Source organism: Marivita sp., assembly GCF_022763305.1.
GTDB lineage: Bacteria > Pseudomonadota > Alphaproteobacteria > Rhodobacterales > Rhodobacteraceae > Marivita.
The window spans coordinates 151,532-171,566 of the sequence record NZ_JALEGT010000041.1 but is presented as its reverse complement, the minus strand read 5'-3'; the positions used below and the strand labels follow the sequence as shown (position 1 = coordinate 171,566).

14 protein-coding genes are annotated in these 20,035 nt (G+C 60.2%); 8 read left to right on the top strand and 6 right to left on the bottom strand.

The window, feature by feature from the left end:
- Positions 1 to 3: 3 nt before the first annotated feature.
- Genes phnY through MRY75_RS08085 form a run of 3 tightly spaced genes read right to left on the bottom strand, consistent with a single transcriptional unit; the run spans position 4 to position 3,891 of the window.
- Positions 4 to 1,443 (bottom strand): phosphonoacetaldehyde dehydrogenase, encoded by a 1,440-nt coding sequence (gene phnY / locus MRY75_RS08095; protein ID WP_292306773.1) that lies wholly within the window; start codon positions 1,441 to 1,443, stop codon positions 4 to 6.
- Complete coding sequence (gene phnA / locus MRY75_RS08090) at positions 1,440 to 2,699, bottom strand: phosphonoacetate hydrolase (protein WP_292306770.1); 1,260 nt, start codon at positions 2,697 to 2,699, stop codon at positions 1,440 to 1,442. Before phnA ends, phnY begins: the two co-directional genes overlap by 4 nt.
- A gap of 10 nt (positions 2,700 to 2,709) precedes the next feature.
- Complete coding sequence (locus tag MRY75_RS08085; protein ID WP_292306768.1) at positions 2,710 to 3,891, bottom strand: 2-aminoethylphosphonate--pyruvate transaminase; 1,182 nt, start codon at positions 3,889 to 3,891, stop codon at positions 2,710 to 2,712.
- A gap of 121 nt (positions 3,892 to 4,012) precedes the next feature.
- Here MRY75_RS08085 and MRY75_RS08080 point away from each other — a divergent pair, with 121 nt between their 5' ends.
- The 7 genes from MRY75_RS08080 to MRY75_RS08050 all read left to right on the top strand — a co-directional run bounded on the left by MRY75_RS08080 (position 4,013) and on the right by MRY75_RS08050 (position 13,070).
- The gene (locus MRY75_RS08080; RefSeq protein WP_292306767.1) at positions 4,013 to 4,882 is read left to right on the top strand and encodes a LysR substrate-binding domain-containing protein; all 870 of its coding nucleotides are present in this window, start codon (positions 4,013 to 4,015) and stop codon (positions 4,880 to 4,882) included.
- A gap of 63 nt (positions 4,883 to 4,945) precedes the next feature.
- A complete protein-coding gene (locus MRY75_RS08075; protein WP_292306765.1) occupies positions 4,946 to 6,472 on the top strand; it encodes a sulfatase-like hydrolase/transferase in 1,527 nt (508 codons plus the stop codon).
- 240 nt (positions 6,473 to 6,712) lie between these two features.
- Entirely contained in the window at positions 6,713 to 8,752 is a 2,040-nt protein-coding gene (locus MRY75_RS08070) for an ABC transporter substrate-binding protein (RefSeq protein WP_292306763.1), read from the top strand.
- 119 nt (positions 8,753 to 8,871) lie between these two features.
- On the top strand, positions 8,872 to 9,876 hold the full coding sequence (locus tag MRY75_RS08065; protein WP_292306762.1) for an ABC transporter permease: 1,005 nt from the start codon (positions 8,872 to 8,874) through the stop codon (positions 9,874 to 9,876).
- A 37-nt stretch (positions 9,877 to 9,913) separates the two neighbouring features.
- Positions 9,914 to 11,080, top strand: a complete 1,167-nt coding sequence (locus MRY75_RS08060) for an ABC transporter permease (RefSeq protein WP_292306831.1) — start codon at positions 9,914 to 9,916, stop codon at positions 11,078 to 11,080.
- Positions 11,077 to 12,072 (top strand): ABC transporter ATP-binding protein, encoded by a 996-nt coding sequence (locus MRY75_RS08055; RefSeq protein WP_292306760.1) that lies wholly within the window; start codon positions 11,077 to 11,079, stop codon positions 12,070 to 12,072. Before MRY75_RS08060 ends, MRY75_RS08055 begins: the two co-directional genes overlap by 4 nt.
- The gene (locus MRY75_RS08050) at positions 12,069 to 13,070 is read left to right on the top strand and encodes an oligopeptide/dipeptide ABC transporter ATP-binding protein (RefSeq protein WP_292306758.1); all 1,002 of its coding nucleotides are present in this window, start codon (positions 12,069 to 12,071) and stop codon (positions 13,068 to 13,070) included. Before MRY75_RS08055 ends, MRY75_RS08050 begins: the two co-directional genes overlap by 4 nt.
- On the opposite strand, the gene MRY75_RS08045 is transcribed toward MRY75_RS08050, so the two are convergent.
- From MRY75_RS08045 to MRY75_RS08035, 3 genes are all read right to left on the bottom strand, one after another.
- Positions 13,071 to 15,119 (bottom strand): SGNH hydrolase domain-containing protein, encoded by a 2,049-nt coding sequence (locus MRY75_RS08045; RefSeq protein ID WP_292306755.1) that lies wholly within the window; start codon positions 15,117 to 15,119, stop codon positions 13,071 to 13,073.
- 71 nt (positions 15,120 to 15,190) lie between these two features.
- Complete coding sequence (locus MRY75_RS08040; RefSeq protein ID WP_292306753.1) at positions 15,191 to 16,537, bottom strand: glycosyltransferase family 4 protein; 1,347 nt, start codon at positions 16,535 to 16,537, stop codon at positions 15,191 to 15,193.
- A 14-nt stretch (positions 16,538 to 16,551) separates the two neighbouring features.
- On the bottom strand, positions 16,552 to 17,934 hold the full coding sequence (locus MRY75_RS08035; RefSeq protein ID WP_292306751.1) for a hypothetical protein: 1,383 nt from the start codon (positions 17,932 to 17,934) through the stop codon (positions 16,552 to 16,554).
- A 322-nt stretch (positions 17,935 to 18,256) separates the two neighbouring features.
- Between MRY75_RS08035 and xsc the strand changes: the two genes are divergently transcribed.
- Positions 18,257 to 20,035, top strand: a complete 1,779-nt coding sequence (gene xsc / locus MRY75_RS08030) for a sulfoacetaldehyde acetyltransferase (RefSeq protein ID WP_292306750.1) — start codon at positions 18,257 to 18,259, stop codon at positions 20,033 to 20,035.

Genomic DNA, 20,035 nt, shown 5'->3' with positions numbered 1-20,035 from the left:
GCGTCAGGGCCAGGGCAGGCTGTAGGTCTTGACGTTGGTGAAGAACTTCATCGCCTCGATGACACCTTCCTTTACGCCATTGCCGCTGTCCTTGATGCCGCCAAAGGGGGACATCTCTATCCGGTAGCCGGGCTGTTCCCAGATGTTGCAGGTGCCGACATTGAGCCCGTTGATATAGGCAATCGCGCGGTTCAGGTCGTTGGTGCAGACACCCGAGGACAGGCCGAAATCGGTGCTGTTGGAGATGCGCATCACCTCTTCGTCGTTGTCGGGCACGCGGACGATGGGGATGATCGGGCCGAATGTTTCCTCCATCACCAGTTCGCTGTCATGGGGGACGTGATCGACCACGATGGGCGGCAGAAGCGCGCCTTTGCGGCCCGGGTCATAAAGCACCTTCGCGCCCTGGTCGGCGGCCATGTAGACACGCTTTTCGAACAGTTCTGCGGCTTGCGCGTGGATCACGCAGCCCAGTTCGGTTTCGGGGTCCTGTGGATCACCGAATTTGATCTTCCTGGCCTTCTCGACCACCAGCGGAACGAACCGGTCAGCGACGATTTCCTGCACGAGGATGCGCTTGATCGCGGTGCAGCGCTGGCCGGAGTTGCCGGTGGCACCGGCGACGGCAATGGTCGCGGCCATGTCGAGGTCGGCATCGCTCAGGTCGTTGCAGACGATCAGGGGATCGTTGCCACCCAGTTCCAGCGCGGTGCGCTTGTAGCCCGCTTTGGACGCGATGAGTTTGCCGACGGGAACACCACCGGTGAAGGTGATGATGTCGATATTCGGGTTCGTCACCATCTCGTCGCCGATATCGGCGGGCATGCCGGTGACGACCTGGAACATCTCGGGCGGGAGGCCTGCCTCGTAGAGGATGTCGGCCAAGGTCAGCGCCGTAAGCGGTGTAAGTTCTGTCGGTTTGCACACCATGCAGTTGTTGGTGGCAATCGACGGTGCGATCTTGTGGCTGACCATGTTCAGCGGGTGGTTGAACGGGGTGATCGCGCTGATGGCGCGGACGGGTTCGCGCATGGTGAAAATCTTGCGCGCCTTGCCGTTATGGGTCAGGTCACACGAGAAAATCTCGCCATCGTCCTTGAGTGCTTCGGCGGCGGCGAATTGGTAGACGTCCTGCGCGCGCTTGGTTTCGTAGATGCTATGCTGGTGGCAGATGCCCAGTTCCAGCGTCAGCCATTTGGCAAGGTAGTCACGACGTTCACCGATCAGTTGACCGGCGCGTTGCAGGATCTGGCTGCGTTCGTAGCGGGTGAGCTTGGGTTTGTAGTTCGCGGCAATCTCGAAGGCACGGCGGGCGTGTTCGGCGGTGCCCATCGGGACGGTGCCGATCACCTCGTCGGTATAGGGATAACGCACCTCGAGCCGCGCTTCGGTGTCGACCTTTTCACCACCGATGCGCATCTGTTCGTGACGGATTTCGGTCATGCGGGCACCTCTTCGAGCGCGGCTGCGGTGGTGGCATAGAAAAACGCATCGAAATTGCGCAGGGTCGGTGCGTTGGGCAGGTCGATCTTGCGGTTCACGATGAAGGGCACTTCCTGTTCGGTCAGCCCGCCATGGCTGCGCAGCGGTTCCTTGAGCGCGGCGAGGTCGTGGCGGTGGGCAGAGGTGCCGATGGTCATGTTCTCGGTCGAGATCATGACGATGTCGCCGATGCGGTCGGCGGGGAGTTCGTATTTCTGAACGGCGGTGGCCTTGTCCACAACTTCGAGCATCTCCGGCAAAGCGCGCAGGCGGGCGATGATGTCGGCCTGATCGGCACTCGCGGGCAGGTAAGCCGTGGCGAACGACCCCAGCGCGCCGTGATGCACGACATACGGGTCGGTGATCGGCAGGATCACCCGCGCGGCAGCTTCGCCCAGCCATTCGTCGAGCAGATCCTGCACGTAGATCACCGACGGGTCGCCGTTGGCGTCATGCTTTGGCTTCATGCCGTGATCGGCGGTAACGACGATGGCCGCGCCCATGGCGTCAAGTTCGGTCAGGTACTTATCGAACATCGCGTAGAAGTCTTTCGCGCCCTGTTCATCAGGCGCGAACTTGTGCTGGATGTAGTCGGTGGTGGAGAGGTACATCACGTCCGGTTTCCACTCTTTCAGCAGCTTCACACCGGCGGCGAAGACGAATTCTGACAGGTCGGCGGAATAGACCTCTGGCACCGGCATGCCGAGCCAGTCGGACGCCTTGTCGATACCGTGCTCCGCCTTGGTCGTGTCACCCGAGCGTTCGGACGAAAACGCGATGGCGCGGTCTTCGTCGAACTTCAGACCAGCCCCCAGCAGCGCGCGCAGCTTGTCCTTGGCCGTGACGACTGCGACCCGCGCACCCGCTTCGTAGAACTTGGAGAATACGGTTGGCGCGCGCAGAAAGCGGACGTCGTTCATCATGACTTCCTGTCCGTTTTCCGGCTCGTAAAGGAAGTTGCCGCAGATGCCGTGCACGGCGGGCGGGCGGCCCGTGGCGATGCTCATGTTGTTGGGGTTGGTGAAGGACGGGATCACCGAATGAGCCAGACGGTCTGTTCCGGTGTCGCGGATGCGCTTCAGCGTCGGCATCAGCCCTTCTGCAATCGCCACCTCGAGGTATTCGGGTTCGCAGCCATCCAGACAGATCGCAATCGCGCAGGTCTTGGGCGCGGGGTAGGTGCGGTCATTGGCGACCACGGAGTTCTTAATCGGCATATCTCTTCCTTCAGGCGGCGAGTTTCTTGCGTTCTTCCAAAGCGGCGGCGGGCGGAGCTGCGCTGCTTACTTTCATATCGGTCAGGGCGTCGCGGGCGGCGTCCACCACACGGCGCATCACGTGTTCGTCCATCTGCCCGATCACCCCAATGCGGAAACTGTCCACGACGGTCAGCTTGCCGGGATAGATGATGAACCCGCGGGCCTTCATGGCGTCATAAAAGCCGGGGAAGGTAAAGTTCGGATCGGCGGGGCAGAAGAAGGTCACGATGATCGGGCTGAGCCAGCGGTCGGCGAGCAGGGTTTCAAACCCCAGATCGCGCATCCCTTGCACCATCACATCGCGGTTCTTTGTATAGCGGGCACCACGGGCGGGCACACCGCCTTCGGCTTCGTGCAAGTCGAGCGCCTTGAGGAAGGCCGCGACCACATGGGTCGGGGGCGTAAAGCGCCACTGGCCGGTTTTCTCCATTGTCGCCCATTGCGCGTGCACGTCGAGCGACAGGGAATGCGAATTGCCTTTAGAGGTTTCGATCTCGTCTTTGCGGGCGATGACAAAACCAAAGCCCGGGACGCCCTCGATGCACTTGTTGGCCGAGGACACAAAGGCGGTGCAGTTGAGTTTGACCGGGTCGAGCGGCAGGGCACCGAAAGCCGACATGGAGTCGATCAGGAGCTTGCGCCCGGCTTTCTGGGTGGCCTCTGCGATTTCCTCGACCGGGTTCAGGATGCCGCTTGAGGTTTCGCAATGGATCGCCAGCACATGGGTGATGGTTGGATCAGCGGCGAGGATGGCTGCAACCTCGTCGCCGCGTGGAGGCAGGTAGTCGCCCTTGTCGAGAAGGTGGCAGGACCGACCGAGATAGTCGAGCGTTTGCGCGGCGCGCAGCCCGTAGGCACCGTTCGACAGCACGAGAACCTTGCCGTCGCGGGGAACGAAGCTGCCCAGCATCGCCTCGACGCAATAGCTGCCGGATCCCTGGATCGGCACGCAGTCGTAATCAGACGCGCCATCGCCGATCAGGGCCAGCAAACGGGAGCGGACCGCGAGCGTCATAGCGCGGAAATCATCATCCCAACTGCCCCAATCCTTGAGCATCGCCTGTTTGACCGCATAGGCGGTGGTCAGCGGGCCGGGGGTCAGAAGATAGGGTTCCCCGAGTTCCGGGGCAGGCAGCGGTGTGGCAGACATGGTGCGGTTCCAAAGCTGTTCTGGCCTTGGATATGCGGCGCGGTCAGGCATATGTAAAATCTTTGTTCTCTATTGATTGATAGGTTAAGCTTATGGAGAGTCGCCCCCGTCCGGAGCCACCATGCGCTATAGCCAGTTACGTGCCTTTCACCATGTCGCTTTGCATGGCGGATTCTCCCGCGCGGCGCGTGCGCTCAATATTTCGCAGCCCTCGGTGTCGGATCAGGTACGCCAGCTTGAGCAGCGGCATGACGTGCTGCTGTTCACCCGCGAAGCGCGTCAGGTGCGGATGACGGATGCGGGCGAGGCGTTGTTCCGACTGACCAGCGAGATGTTTGAGGTGGAGGAACGGATCAGCGCACTTTTTGATGAAAACCGAACCGCCTTGTCTGGTCATCTGCGCATTATGGCGGATTCCGCGATGCACATCACGGAGGCGGTGCAACGATTCCGTGCGGCCAGTCCCGAGGTGTTCGTCAGCATCCGGACCGGCAATACCGAGGACCTGCTGCGCCGCTTGCGGAATTATGAGGCGGAAATCGGTGTCGTCGGCAATTCGATCTCGGCACCGGATCTTGACAGCATCGACTTGGGGCGCACGCCGATCCTTGCCTTGGTTGCGAAGGGATATCTGCTGCAGGGCACGCGAAAACTGCGCTTCCGCGATCTGGGGCGGTATCCCTTGATCTATCGCGAGGTGGGATCGCGGACGCGAGCGCAGGTCGAGGAAGAGGCGGAGCGGCTGAAGCTCGACCTGATCCCCGCCATCGAGGTCGAAGGTCGTGAAGCGATGCGCGAGGTGGTGGCGTCGGGTGCCGGGATCGGGTTCATCAGTGAGGCCGAATTCGGTCATGACCGTCGGTTGAAGGCCATTCCCTTCGACGATGTCGATATCGGCATGTCTGAATCTCTGGTGACGTTGTCCGCGCGGCGGGATGTTCCGCTGATCCGAGGCTTCATCAAGGCGGTGCAGAAGACGCTGCTGGCGTAATCCATAGGTTTGGCCTATGGATGTATATAAATCACTTGTCTTTACATATGGTGTCCGCTTGTCATGATCGGCCCAATCCTGGGAAGCGCCGTGTCCAAGTCAAAGCCGAATACGCTGTTTATCGTGATCGACCAGTTGCGCGCGGATTGCGTGTTCGGAGCGCTTGCCGAGCATCTGGACATGCCCAACATCCGAAGCCTGGCAGAGGATGCGGTATCGTTCCGGAACCATTATTCCGTCACCTCGCCCTGCGGTCCATCGCGGGTGTCCCTGCTTACGGCGCAATATGCATCGAACCACGGAGCCCGGCGCAACGGGACACCGCTCAAGCGGGATGTTCCGAACCTTGCCACCGTGACGCGTCAGCACGGGTTCGACCCGCTGCTGTTCGGGTATACCGACACGTCTCAGGATCCGAGATTCCTTCCGCCGGATGATCCAAGGCTGTTTTCCTACGAGGAGTTGGCCCCCGGTTTCCAAGAAGTGGTTCGGATGCGGCTCGAGGGGGATTCCCGCGCCTGGGAAGAGCATCTGCGCGCGGCGGGCTATGATGTGCCGCCCTATCCCGAGATGTATCGACCGGTTGGCGACACTCCGGATTCGCCCGCGATGTATGCGGCGGAACATAGCGACACCGCTTTTCTGACGGATCAGGTGATCGCCGGTCTGGGTCAGCGACCGCCGGGCTGGTTCGGCCTGGTCACATATATCCGGCCGCACCCGCCTTTCGTGGCCCCGGCGCCGTATAACCAGATGTACGATGAAACCCATCTTCCCTCGGCGAAGGAAGCGGCTGAACCGGGGTGGCATCCCTTTGTCACGACGGCGCGTCGAAAGGCGAATGTGGCCTCAACCGTTGTCGGTTTCCCGGAACTCGAGGCGTCGGATGCCACGACACGGATGATCCGCAAGCTTTATTTCGGTCTAGCGACCGAAGTCGACCACCATGTCGGTCGGCTGATCGCCTGGCTGAAGGACAGCGGGCAATATGACGACACGCTGATCGTGCTGACCGCCGATCATGGTGAGATGCTGGGGGATTACGGGCTTGGGGGCAAAACGACGTTTCATGATGCCGCGTTCCACGTTCCGCTCATCATCCGGCACCCGCACACGACTGTCCGCGGGATCACGGTGACAGAGCCGACGGAATCCATTGATGTCACGCCGACCATTCTTGATTGCCTTGGCCTCGACATTCCGCATTCGATGGATGGCCGAAGCCTCGTGCCCTTCCTGAACGGAACGACGCCCGAAGACTGGCGGACGGTCTCGGTGTCAGAGCTGGATTTTGGCGATCCACTGGCGCCGACGCTCTGGCAGAGGGACCACGGGATATCGATTGATGCCGCGAATCTTTCCGTGATGCGCAAGGACTCACTGCGATTCGTACAATTTGCCGGAGGGCTTCCCCCCATCCTGATGGATGTCTCCGACGGGCTTGAAGACCAAAATCTGACAAAAAATTCAGCATATGCGCAGACAATGCTTGATTTGATGCAGCTTATGCTTTGCCATCGAATGGTTAACACCGATGGCACGTTTTCGAGAACCATGATTACCGATGACGGCGTGAAAGTGGCCTCATGAATTATGCCCAACTGGTCCTGTCACGCATCTGTCATGGTTGCCAGAGATATAAAGCCCGGCTGTTCGGTCGAGGGCTGACGACATGAAGGAGATGCCAGGCCAGACTCCAGTCCACCGCGCGACGACATCTGCCAGACCAAACGCGTGGGTCCGTGGACGCCCGGAATGACTGATTGCACAAGCGATCGGCGCAAAAAGGGGGAACAGCCCCCATCACACTTGGAACCAACAGGAGAGAAAATGAAGAAAATCCTACTTTCAGGCGTTGCCCTGATTGCCTTGCCGGCGGCGGCTTATGCCAACTGCCCGGGCATCACGGTTGCGGACATGCAAGGTGTGCCTTCCGGTGAATTTCCGCAGCAATACGAACTGAGCGCTTTCCAGGAAGCCGCCGGTTGCTCGATGGAATTTTCGGCAAACCCGGATATCGAAGCACTGAACGCGCAGATCAAGGGCAACCCGGACCTGCCGCCGCTGGCAGAGCGTCTGCCGTCCGAGCCGCTTGTTGTTGTTCCTTATGACAGCATCGGTCAATACGGTGGCGAACTGAACGCCCTGTCCAACGCGACCGAAGCGGGCACCTCCGACTTCCTTTCGGTGCGTCACGTCAACCTCGTGCGCTATTCCGATGACCTTCAGACCATCGTTCCCAACGTGGCGAAGTCGTGGTCGTGGAACGACGATTACACCCAGTTGACCTTCACGCTGCGCGAAGGCCACAAGTGGTCGGATGGCGCGCCCTATACGTCGGCGGACGTGAAGTTCTGGCATGACAATATCATGCTCGACACCAACATCTTCGAGCAGGTGCGCGACTACGTGACCGTCGGTGGCGAGACCATGACGGTTGAGGCACCTGACGATGTGACGGTGGTCTTCAATCTGCCCGCGCCGAAGCCCGGTCTGCTGACCCACTTCGCGACATCCTACGCGCAGGGTTTCCAGCCCAAGCATTTCCTTGGCCAGTTCCATCCGGACATCAACCCGGATGCCGACAGCTATGCGCAATCGCTGGGTTTCGAGAACGGCTATGACGCGATCCTGGCCTATTACGGCAACTCGGACTGGACCGACACGCCGACCCCGATGCTGTCGCGTGCCGACATCGTCGATGGTCTGCCCAAGGCGACCGTGCCGACGCTGGAATCGCACATCTACATCACCGACACGACCGAAGGTCGGAAACTGGTGGCGAACCCCTATTTCCACCAGGTCGACACGACTGGTCAGCAGCTTCCCTACATCTCGACGCAGGACGAGCTGTACATCAACGACAACGAAGTGCGGATCCTCAAGCTGGTGAACGGCGAAGTGGATTACAAATCGCAGTCCGTGCGTCTTGAATCCGCGCCGCTGCTTCTGGAAAATCAGGAAAAGGGCAACTATTCGATCCAGCTCAAGCCGACGGTCGGCATGCCTGCGTTCAGCTTCAACTTCACCATCGAAGACGAAGCCAAGCGCGCGCTTTACAATGACATTCGCTTCCGCGAAGCCATGTCGATCGCCATCAACCGCGACGAGCTGAACGAGATCGCGTATTTCGGTCAGGGCACGCCCAGCCAGATCGCACCGTTCAACCCGGCACCGGATTTCGTTGATCCGAGCTGGGAAAGCTACAAGGCCGAGTTCGATCCGGACACCGCAAAGGCGCTGCTGGACGAGATCGGCATGGTCGACACCGATGGTGACGGCTTCCGCGAGCTTCCGAATGGCGAGAAGATCACTCTGAACATGCAGTTCTCGACCCAGGGCATCGCCGGTGCGGTTGTGGAACTGGTTGGCCAGAACTGGGCCGATGTGGGCGTGCAGACGCAGGTCAAGGAAGTGACGCCGGATGAATATCGCTCGGCACAATCCGCAAACAACCTCGATGTGGGCCTGTGGCAGTACGGTGCGCCGCTGGCGATCCATCTGGGTCTCAACAGCTTCTTCCGTCCGCCGTTCGGAACCTATTTCGAACACCGCACCGGGATGCTCTGGGCGGAATGGCTGGACAGCAATGGTGCATCTGGTGTTGAGCCGCCGGAATGGGCCAAGAAACTCGCTGCCGATATCGACGCGTTCCAGTCGGCTGTTCCGGGCACCGCAGAGTCCAACGAACTGGGCGCAGGTCTGGTCGAGAACTTCGTGAGCAATCTGGTCATGATCGGCACGGTGAAAGCGCCGGAACCGATCTATGCCAGCAACAACCTCAAGAACTTCACCGAGTTCAAGACCTGGTCCTACGAATACTACCGGACCTATCCGTACCGCGCGACACAGTGGTGGCTGGACGAATAAGGTCTGCTGATCCTGATGCGGGCGGTCTGTGCCGCCCGCATCCTTTCTCAAGAATGACGGCGGCCTGACCGACACACCGGATCAACCGGGGGCGCAGACGCCATGCAGGGGCATGCTTCATGTTGAATTTTGCGCGCTTTGTGGTGACACGCGCCGTGCTTGCGATGATCACGCTGATCATTGTCTCGCTGGTGGTGTTCTCGCTCATGGAGCTTGTGCCGGGCGATTGCGCAGAGCGCTACCTTGCCTTCAAGAACACCCAAGGGTCCGGGATCTCTGCCGCCGATATAGAAAACGAGCGCATCCGTCTGGGTCTGGATCGCCCCTTCCTCGAACGCTGGGGCAAGTGGATCGTCAATGCGTTCCAAGGTGAATTCGGCGATAGCTGTATCTTGCGCGTGGATATTGCGCAGCTTCTGGGGGACAAGTTCTGGATCTCTCTGGGGCTGTGCCTTGCTTCGCTTTTGCTGGCCTATTCGATTGCCTTGCCCGTCGGGATCATCGCCGCGGCGTCTGACAATGCGGTCCTGAACAATTCGCTGCGCCTGTTCAGCTATCTTGGCCTTGCGATGCCGAACTTCCTGCTGGCGCTGATGATCATGCTGTTCTCGACCGTCTATTTCGGGGACACGTTGACGGGTCTGTTCTCGGCCGAATACAGGGATGCCCCCTGGAGTATGGACCGGGTTCTGGACCTACTAAGCAATGCGTGGTTGCCCATTTTCATTCTTGGCTGGTCCGCCACCGCGTTTGCACTCCAGACCGTGCGGGCATTGATGTCGGACGAGATCGGCAAGCTTTACGTCACCGCGGCATCGGCGCGGGGGGTGCATGGGCGCAAGCTTTTGTGGAACTACCCGGCGCGTCACGCGCTGGGCCCGATCGTCAACAGCCTTGGCTTTGACCTCAACCGTATCTTCAACGAATTGCCCATCGTGGCGTTGATCCTGACGCTGACGGAGGCCGGGTCGCTTTTGATCGAGGCACTGGCGCGGTCGAACGACCAGCAATTGGCCGGGGCGATCATCTTTCTTCTGACCGCGTCCATCGTGACGCTGAACTTCCTGACGGACGTGTTGCTGGCGGTGCTTGATCCGCGCGTCCGCAAGAGCATCGTGAGGTGACGCCATGACGACGACACCCGATCCCATGAAGCCCAACATGGCGCAGACCACCGGTCCGGATGTGCAGGTCGTGGAAACTGACGCAGCCGTGGAACGCCGGTCGAAAGAGGCATATTTCACGGCCTCGCAAGGTCAGCTGATCTGGGCGCGGTTCAAGAAACAGCGTTCTGCCATGATCGCGGCCAGTGTGCTGCTGTTCCTGATCCTGTCGGGCATCTTTGCGCCGTTCATTTCGCCCTACAATCCGACGATTGCGGGCAAGAACGACGAATACACCAACGGCGCGCCGCAGATCCCGATGTTCTGCGATGTGAACGGCTGTTCGCTGCGCCCCTTCGTGCATGCGGTGGAACGCGAACGGTCGATGGCGACGAATTTCCGCTGGGTGACGACCGTCAACGAAGACGAACGGCACTACATCTACTTCTTCGTCGAAGGGTGGGAGTACAAGCTTTTCGGCTTCATTCCGATGGACACGCATCTGTTCGGTGCACCGGACGGGTTTGTGCACGTTTTTGGTACGGATGATGCAGGCAAGGACATCTTTTCGCGCACGTTCCATGCTATCTGGACCTCATTGCAGGTGGGCACCATCGGTGTCTTGATCGCCTTTGTCCTCGCCCTCGTGATCGGGGGAATCTCGGGGTATTACGGCGGGTGGATCGACTCTGTCCTGCAGATGATCACCGACGCGGTGCGCACGGTGCCGGCCATTCCGCTTTTCATGGCAGTGGCGGCGTTCATGCCGCCCGAGTTATCGGCCGAGGAACGGTTCTTCTACATATCGCTCATTCTTGGCCTCATCGGATGGCCAACACTGGCGCGCCGGGTGCGGACGCACCTTTTGACCGAACGCAATCAGGAATACGTGCTTGCGGCTCAGCTGTGCGGAGCGTCCTCGGGCCACGTGATCCGGCGGCACCTGTTGCCCAGTTTCACCAGCTACATCATCGTCGATCTTGTGATCTCGTTCCCTTACATGGTGCTGTCGGAAACCGCGCTGTCCTTTATCGGGCTTGGCCTGAAGGATCCGGTGAACAGCCTTGGCGTCATGCTGCAGAACGTGACAAGTGCCGACGTGCTTCTCAACTATCAATGGTACTTCATCCCGGTGATCTTCTTCATCGCACTGGTGATGGCGTTCGTGTTCGTCGGTGACGGCTTGCGCGACGCGGCAGACCCGTATTCGGATAACAACAAATGACGGCCCTGATCGACGTACAGAACCTGACACTCAAGTTCCGCACCGACGAGGGGCTGATCACCGCTGTCGACAATGTCAGTTTCTCGCTCAACAAGGGCGAGGTGATGGGGCTGGTCGGAGAGTCCGGATCGGGCAAATCCGTGACCGCCAAGGCACTGATGCATTTGAACGCCAAGAACGCGGTCTATTCGCCTGAAAGCCGGATCACCCTGCATACCGACAAGGGGCCGGTCGATGTTCTATCGCTCAAGACGCATCGCGAATTGAACATCGTACGCGGTGGCGCGGTGTCCATGATCTTTCAGGAACCGATGGCCAGTTTCGCGCCGGCCATCACCATCGGCAAGCAGATGGTCGAGCAGCTTCAGCTGCATGGCGATTACAGCAACGAAAAGGCCAAGCGCTGGTCCATCGAAATGCTGGATCGCGTCGGCATTTCGGACGCGGCCAAGCGGTTTGACCAATACGCGTTCGAGCTGTCCGGCGGGATGCGTCAGCGCGCGATGATCGCGATGGCCCTGTCCACACAGCCGAAACTGCTGATCGCCGACGAACCGACCACGGCGCTGGATGTGACCATTCAGGCGCAGGTGATCGACCTGATGAAGGATCTGGTGGCCGAGTTCCACATGGGGATCGTGTTCATCACACATGACCTTGGTGTGGTGGCGCAGACGGCCGACAAGGTGAACGTGATGTATCTGGGTCGCATGATCGAAGAAGGCCCGGTGCGCGAGGTGATCCGCAATCCCAAACATCCCTATACACAAGGTCTGCTGGCCGCGCTGCCCAAGCTGGACGATCTGGATTCACCCCTGACGCCCGTGCCCGGAGACATCCCGTCCCCGTTGGAACGGCCCACGGGATGTGTGTTCCACACCCGCTGCTCCAAGGTGGTGGGCGATGTGTGCAAGGCGGTTGAACCCACCGAACGACGGATCGACGCGACCCACAAGGTATCCTGCCACATCTACGAAGAGGTGCCCGCATGAGCGATGTTCTGATCCGGGCCAAAGGGCTGTCCGTCGGCTTTCCCATCGGCGGCGGACTGTTCAACAAGCAGATCCTCAAGGCGGTGGACAACGTGTCCCTCGACATCGAGAAGGGGTCGTTCTTTGGCCTTGTCGGGGAAAGCGGGTCCGGCAAGACGACGCTGGGACGTGCCCTTCTCAAAGCCGCGCCAATCACGGCCGGTGGGGCGCATTACAGCGACGGTGAAGTGGACTACGATCTTGAGAAGATCACCAAGGACCAGCTCAGGGATTACCGCAAACGCGCGCAACTGATTTTTCAGGATCCCTACGCCGCGCTCAGCCCGCGCATGACCGTGCGCGACATCATTGCCGAGCCGCTCGAGGTGATGAAGCTGACGAAGAGCCGGCAGGAAACCGACGCCCGCGTGCGCGAGATCGCCGCGAAATGCCGGTTGAACCTCGAACACCTGCGGCGCTTTCCCCACGCGTTTTCCGGGGGGCAGCGGCAGCGCATTTCGATTGCTCGGGCGTTGGTTTCGGCACCCAAGTTCATCGTGGCGGATGAAAGCGTCGCGGCGCTGGACGTGTCAATTCAGGCGGATGTGCTGAACCTGCTCAAGCAAATCCAGTCGGACATGGGCCTGACATTCCTGTTCATCAGCCACGACCTGTCGGTGGTGGCGCATACCTGCGACCACGTCGCGGTCATGTATCTGGGTCGGTTGGTGGAAACGGCACCGACGCGCAAGCTGTTTGCAGCGCCGCGCCACCCGTACACCAAGGCGCTGTTTTCGGCGATTCCGTCGCTTGATCCGGATGATCGGGGATCGGCGCAAAAGCTTAAGGGTGAAATCCCGTCACCCACCAATCAGCCCTCGGGCTGCAAGTTCCACACGCGCTGCCCGTTTGCGATTGACCACTGCAAGCAGGTCGAACCGAAGCTGGAAAGCGATGCAACCGGCCATGATGTGGCCTGTCATCGCTGGAAAGAGTTGATGGCACCGCAGGCGGCCTGATCAGCTGCCTGCGCCGCGCCTGTACGGGGCGTGCGTCAGAGCGCGCTCAAGATCGGTCGCGAGTATCGGAGCAAGGGACAAGGCACCGCTCTGGCTGAGCCGGGTCGACGTGATGTAATCGCTCGACAGTCCACCACGTGCGTCGCACCGAGTGTGCGAACAAAAGGCATCCCACGTGTCCACATAGGTCATCTGCCCCTTGGTCGCGAACCCGCGGAACAGGGCATCGATGTCGAAATGCCGTCGCGTTGCATCGTCGAGGGACACCGATGTCGTCAGTTTCGGCATCCCAAGATAGAGACCGACACCGGGCAGGCTGGCCCGTGCAGCCATCTCGGCATCGAATTGCGGATGGGATGGCACCTGCCGCAGAACCGACACCCGAAGACCTCTGTCGGTCCGTGACGTCAGCGTGCGTTTTGCCGCATTTGCCACATACTCTGACTGACGTGTCACATCGATGGGGCTGCCGTCGATGGGGCCGAGGCGGACCGTTGCGCGATCAAACAGCTCGGTGCGCGGTGTTTCGAGATAATAGGCCCAGTCCGCAACCAAGGTGACCTGCCGGATTGACCTCAGATGTGACAAGGCTTGCAGAACCTGCGCGGTCTGTTGGTCGCAATCCTGTCCTGAGAACCCGATACCGGCGGAAAAGCGGCTCTGAAGGCCATCAAGGGGCACACAGTCGTTCTGGGCAATCAGCAAGATCGGTACGTCAGCCCGGCGCGCGGCCTCGGCATAGCCGCTTCGAATGGCGTCGAGCTGGTGATCTCCCCAGACAAGGACCTTGGGTGGACCGTCTGGACCAAGCCGACAGACGGGAAGGCCAGCAAGAGGGCCGTCGATGTCGCGCGGGCACCTGAAAGCCGGATCGCTGCCTTCCAGTGCATGGATGTAGGCCTGCGCCCCATCCGGAAACCGAACCTGGAGGCCTTGTGTGGTCAGTCCGATCAGCCCGTTGACGAACAGGACAGTGGCGACCGCAGCACTGATCACCCATTGATTTGAGCCTCGACGCTCTTCGATATGTTGCCAAACCGTCCAGGAAAAGATCGAGAAGAGCAGGCACGGAATGATCAGCAAGAGAACATTGCCTCCAGACGTTTGGTCCGAGACGTTGAGTGCGCCGTAGAGCTGCGTCAGTGGCACAGCCCAGAGGAATGAATGGAGCACCATCCCGAACCACCGGCGCCGCAAGTCCGACATCTCTGGATGCGATGTGCGTGGGCGGCTTCCGAGGTAGAGAAATGCCAGCCCGATGGCCACGAGTGCCCGGGCGAGCAACGTGTCGCCCGCAGCGGTGATCGCCAGAACACCGGCCACGAAGTTGATGACCCCGATCAAAGTCGCAAATTCAAGAACGCGAAACCGGTTCGTGATGATGAAGGGCAAAGCGCCGAACAGAAATGCCCACAACCCGCCAATCGGCAGGATCTGCACCATCGGACTTTCGATCAGCGACAGGACGAGCGAAACCCCCGCCAGACCGCTCAGGGCCACCATCAGCTGAATCGGTTTGTGAGACAGGAACCGGTGGATCAGGGTCAGGATCAGGCCGCACTGTGCGATGAGTGCGGGGATCCAAAGGTGATCGAACAGGCCATCGAAGCGCATGCCCGTGTCGAATGGAAAGAACACCAAACCGAAATTCGTGCTGAATGTCGCAGCCATCAAGAGCGCTTGGCCCAAGTGCTCGTATTCTTCGGGCAGGAAGATCATCCAACCCACGATGAACAGCACGACGGCGCAGCAAAGAACCCCGACAAAGAAAGCTTGCAGGACGCAGATCACCTGAGACTTGAAAATGTCAGGTCCCCGGATCAGCTGGTTTGCGCACCAACCGCCGCAGAAGACCAGGATGATGTCCTTGGCAAACGCATCCGTGCCCACCTGTCCTGCGCCCAGAGCGGCGAGGACGAAGGCGAAGCAGGCCATGGCCAGAAGAAACTGCCGCATTTCGGAACGCGCGGATTCCGAGTCCTTGAACACAAGAACATCGGACAGTCGAAGGCGCGAGCGGCTTGGCACGGTGATAGACTTCTGCAGCAACGGCCCCCACCGTTCTGTTCTTGTACCCCTTAAGTGCCATCCGGAGCAATCGGGAATCCGGAAACAGTGTGTTACGTGGTCCCGGTGATTGTTGCGGGAACCTGTCGCAATTCCGCCCTGAAAATGTCCGGTTTCTCGGAAATCCGGCTGTTTAGCGTCCAATTGTAGACATGTTCGACCTGTGCGGCCTTGCGCGACCACAGGAAGTAATCTTCCACGCGCGATTTGGCCGTCCGCGCCATCGGGGCCAGCGCGGCTGGGTTGGCCGACAGACGGGTCAGAGTCTCGCGGAACGCGGAAATGATCTCATCCCGGCTGCCACAGGGCACCTTGAACCCAGTCTCCGGGGTCACAAGTTCGGCCGGACCGGCATAGTCCACGATCACGGGCACAACACCCAGCGCCATGGCTTCAAGCACGACACCGCCGCCGAATTCGCGGATCGACGGAAAGCTGAGGATATGCGACCGGCTGAGGATGGATTGCACCTCGGCGTGGGGAATCCAGCGATGAAAGGTCAACCCGGTCCGGCAATCAAGACGCTCCGCCAGTGCAATCAGGCTGTCGAGCATGGGCCCATCGCCGATGATATCGAGCGTCATGCGCCCGGAGCGCAACAGGTCTGCAGACGCCGCGATGAGCATGTCCGCGCCCTTGTAGGGCACAAGCCGCCCGACAAAACAGGCGCGCAGCACATCTCCGGTTGGCTGGGCGGTCTGGTTGAAGCGTGCCGGGTCGATCCCGTTTTCCGGGATGTAGACGGTCTTGTCCTGGAACGAGGAAGGAATCTCGCTTCGGGTGTGGTGTGACCCGACAATGATGGCCGAGGCGTGTTTCAGCGTGCTGACGCGACCGGGCAGGTGTTTGTAGGCGCTCCGCAGATAGCTGAGCCATTCCTTTTCGGCGCGCCGTTCCGCGTCGAACTGCCTCGGCCAGGGCACACCGCCGTTGAGCGGACCAAGAATGAACGGCACACCCGCGCGGTCCACCTTGCGGGCCATGGGGGATGATATTGTGGGACTCAACGGAGTGATCCGGTGCACGATATCATATCGGCCTGATTTGATCGCCGGACCAAACTGCTTCCAGACCAGATGTTCGAACCATGGATACATCAGCGCATTGAACGCCTGCAGCGTCGTCCAGCCCTTGCCTTCGCCCATGCGGAGCTTTTCGGCCACCGCCCAGAGTGGACGCGCCACTGCTTCGGAGTCGATGGCCGTGAAATCCCGACCCTCTACCAGCCCTGCCCGCAGGATCGCGTCACGGTTGCGGATCTGCGTGACGAGGTGGACATCCGCGACCTCGCGCAAAGCCTGTGCCAGAGACCATCCGACCAGCGGCACGCTTACCCATTCGGGGTTCGCTGCCTCGGCGATGGCCAGGACTCTGGGCCGATGTGATGATCCGGTGGTCATGGTGTCGCGCATTTTTAAAGGACCGTGCGCCAGGCCAGGCGCTCCTTCGGTTCATAGGCGCCGCGCCCATCGCGCAGGGCCTCGGCATATCCCGTCAGGGCGCCGGCCATCAGCCATGTCAATGGAGTCAGCGTCGCGTTGGGCAGCAGTTCGAACACGTTCACGGCAAGCATGAGCGACAGAGGCGCAATCAGGAGCGAATAATCATCCGCAGCCCGATGCCGGACCTCGCGCCAAAGCAGGAAGACCGGTAGGACGAGCACGCCGAATTCGGCAAGAAACCCAAGCCATCCCAACTGGCCAATGACAATGATCCATCGACCATCCGTGATCGTTTCAATCACGCCGTTTGCCGGGTTCATGATCTGGTTTCGGTCGTAGTTGCCCCATCCGAACAGCGGTTTCTCCTGCGCCCGGTCCAACAGTCGGTTCTCGTTCATGAACCTGAACTCGAGCGAGGCAGCCCGGTCCGGGTCGATGCTGGCCGCTGCTTCGAGGATCGCTGTCTCGGGCACAAGGCCGACACCCTTGAGTGCGGGATAAGTGATGGCGAACGCGGCGATGCACACGGCAAGACGCAGTTGCCAGCGGGTGCCCAGCACAACGATGCTGGGGATCAGCACCGCTGCGAACAGCCAAGCGCCAAGAGACTTGGCCAGCACCAGAACCCCCGTGAGGTAGACCGCAGCGCCGAATAGCATCCATTTTGACTTGATTTTCTGCGTTTTCCACAATGCGAACGCGGCAAGGATCGACAGCAACAGGAAGAACGCGGCAGTGATCCCGTGATAGAGGAACACCATCGGTCGGAAGCCACCAAAGCGGATCGTCTGGACGAAATCATGCTGATAATAGCCATAGATCCACAGGTTGAGTTGTGGCGACAGGCGGATCTCCACCAGCATCGGAAAGGAATAGACAAGCCCGCCGATCATGAAAGCATACATCAGGTCGCGCTGGTCCTCGGCCCGCGTCAGAAAACGGCGCGCCAGCAGGAATGGAATGACCAGCAGGATCTGTTGAATCACAAAGCCGATGGAATCCTTGATGGTCATCGCCTGTATGACGAAATCCCCCCAGACCACGGGATGCATGTTGGTCAGCGCGGTGATGATCGGCGAGAAAATGAAGAGTAGCAGCAGGCTGACCGCGACGGGAGACCGGGGCAACGGTCTGAAGTCGTGCGGGTACATCCAATACCACATGAAAAACGCGCTCAGCGCGGGGATCGTGTGTTTCGTCAACGGCGGCAAGAGTGGAAAGTCGAAGCCCGCCGGTGGTTCAGGCAGGAACAGAAATCCCATGAGCAGCGTCGCGATCACGGCACGCCCGGGCGGCAGTTTCTGAAACAGAACAACTGTCACCAGTGGCCAGACGACCAGTGCGAGTAGTGCCAACGCGTTTGGCATTCCGTGCCTTGCCTTTGCCGCCCTGTCGGGCGTGTGATCCGATCCGCATGTCCCGTGCTGTGCGGATAGTGACGTTTCCGATATCCGGGTTTGCACCGGATACTGCAATCAAATAACGGCACAAATGGCGCCGGAATGCAGCAAATAGATGTCTCCGTCCCTGTCCGGGCTGCATGGAAATCCGCAATGGACTGGTGAATTGGCTATAAGTCGTGTTCCAAAGTGGCCCTATTGGTAAGGGGTGTTCACCGTTACTGTCCGCCCAACCGCGCCGGGCAATTGTCCCGCGCCCTTCCCAGGGAGAGCCACCATGAAAATGACCACCGAAGAAGCTTTTGTCAAAGTCCTCCAGATGCATGGGATCGAACATGCGTTCGGGATCATCGGCTCGGCCTTCATGCCGATCTCCGACATCTTCCCGAAAGCGGGAATCACCTTCTGGGACTGCGCGCATGAAGGCTCGGGCGGCATGATGGCCGATGGATACACCCGCGCGTCGGGCAAGATGTCGATGATGATCGCCCAGAACGGCCCGGGGATCACCAATTTCGTGACAGCAGTGAAAACTGCCTACTGGAACCACACACCGCTTCTGCTGGTCACGCCGCAGGCGGCCAACAAGACCATCGGGCAGGGTGGCTTCCAGGAAGTCGAGCAGATGAAGCTGTTCGAAGACATGGTCGCCTATCAGGAAGAAGTGCGCGACGCCTCGCGCGTTGCCGAAGTGCTGAACCGTGTGATCCTGAATGCCAAGCGCGCCTCGGCTCCTGCGCAGATCAACATGCCGCGCGATTTCTGGACCCAGGTGATCGACATCGAATTGCCCGAAGTTGTTGAATTCGAGCGCCCCTCGGGGGGTGATGCCGCGATCCAGCAGGCCGCTGACCTGATGTCTTCCGCCAAGAACCCCGTCATCTTGAACGGCGCCGGTGTCGTCCTTGCCGGTGCCATCCCCGCGTCGATGGCCCTGGCAGAGCGGCTGACCGCGCCGGTCTGTGTCGGCTATCAGCACAACGACGCCTTCCCCGGCTCGCATCCGCTCTTCGCCGGTCCGCTGGGATACAACGGCTCGAAGGCCGCGATGGAGCTGATCTCGGGCGCGGATGTCGTCCTGTGCCTCGGCACCCGCCTCAACCCGTTCTCGACCTTGCCGGGCTATGGGATCGACTACTGGCCCAAGGACGCCAAGATCATCCAGGTCGACATCAACCCGGACCGCATCGGTTTGACCAAGAAGGTCAGCGTCGGCATCGTCGGCGATGCGAAAAAAGTGGCCGAGGGCATTCTTGCACGCCTGTCCGACACTGCGGGCGATGAGGGCCGTGAGGACCGAAAAGCCCATATCGCGAAAACGAAATCGACCTGGGCGCAGCAGCTGTCCAGCATGGATCACGAACAGGATGATCCGGGCACCACGTGGAACGAACGCGCCCGTGCGGCCAAGCCGGATTGGATGAGCCCGCGCATGGCATGGCGCGCGATTCAGTCCGCTCTTCCGAAAGAGGCGATCATCTCGTCCGACATCGGCAACAATTGCGCCATCGGCAACGCCTACCCGACCTTTGAAGAGGGCCGCAAATACCTTGCGCCGGGTCTTTTTGGCCCCTGTGGGTACGGCCTGCCTTCCATCGTCGGCGCCAAGATTGCCTGCCCTGATGTTCCGGTGGTCGGTTTTGCCGGTGACGGGGCGTTCGGCATCGCGGTCACGGAACTGACCGCCATCGGTCGCCCGGAATGGCCCGCGATCACCCAGATCGTGTTCCGCAACTATCAGTGGGGTGCGGAAAAGCGGAACTCGACACTCTGGTATGATGACAACTTCGTCGGCACCGAACTGGATGAGGGCGTCAGCTATGCTGCCATCGCCAAGGCCTGTGGCCTGCAAGGTGTTGTCGCCCGGACGATGGACGAGCTGCGGGATGCGCTGAACACCGCGATCAAGGACCAGATGGAAAACGGCAAGACCACGCTGATCGAAGCCATGATCAACCAAGAACTGGGCGAGCCGTTCCGCCGCGATGCGATGAAAACACCCGTGGCCGTCGCTGGCATCGACCCGGCAGACATGCGCCCGCAGAAGGTCGCGTAA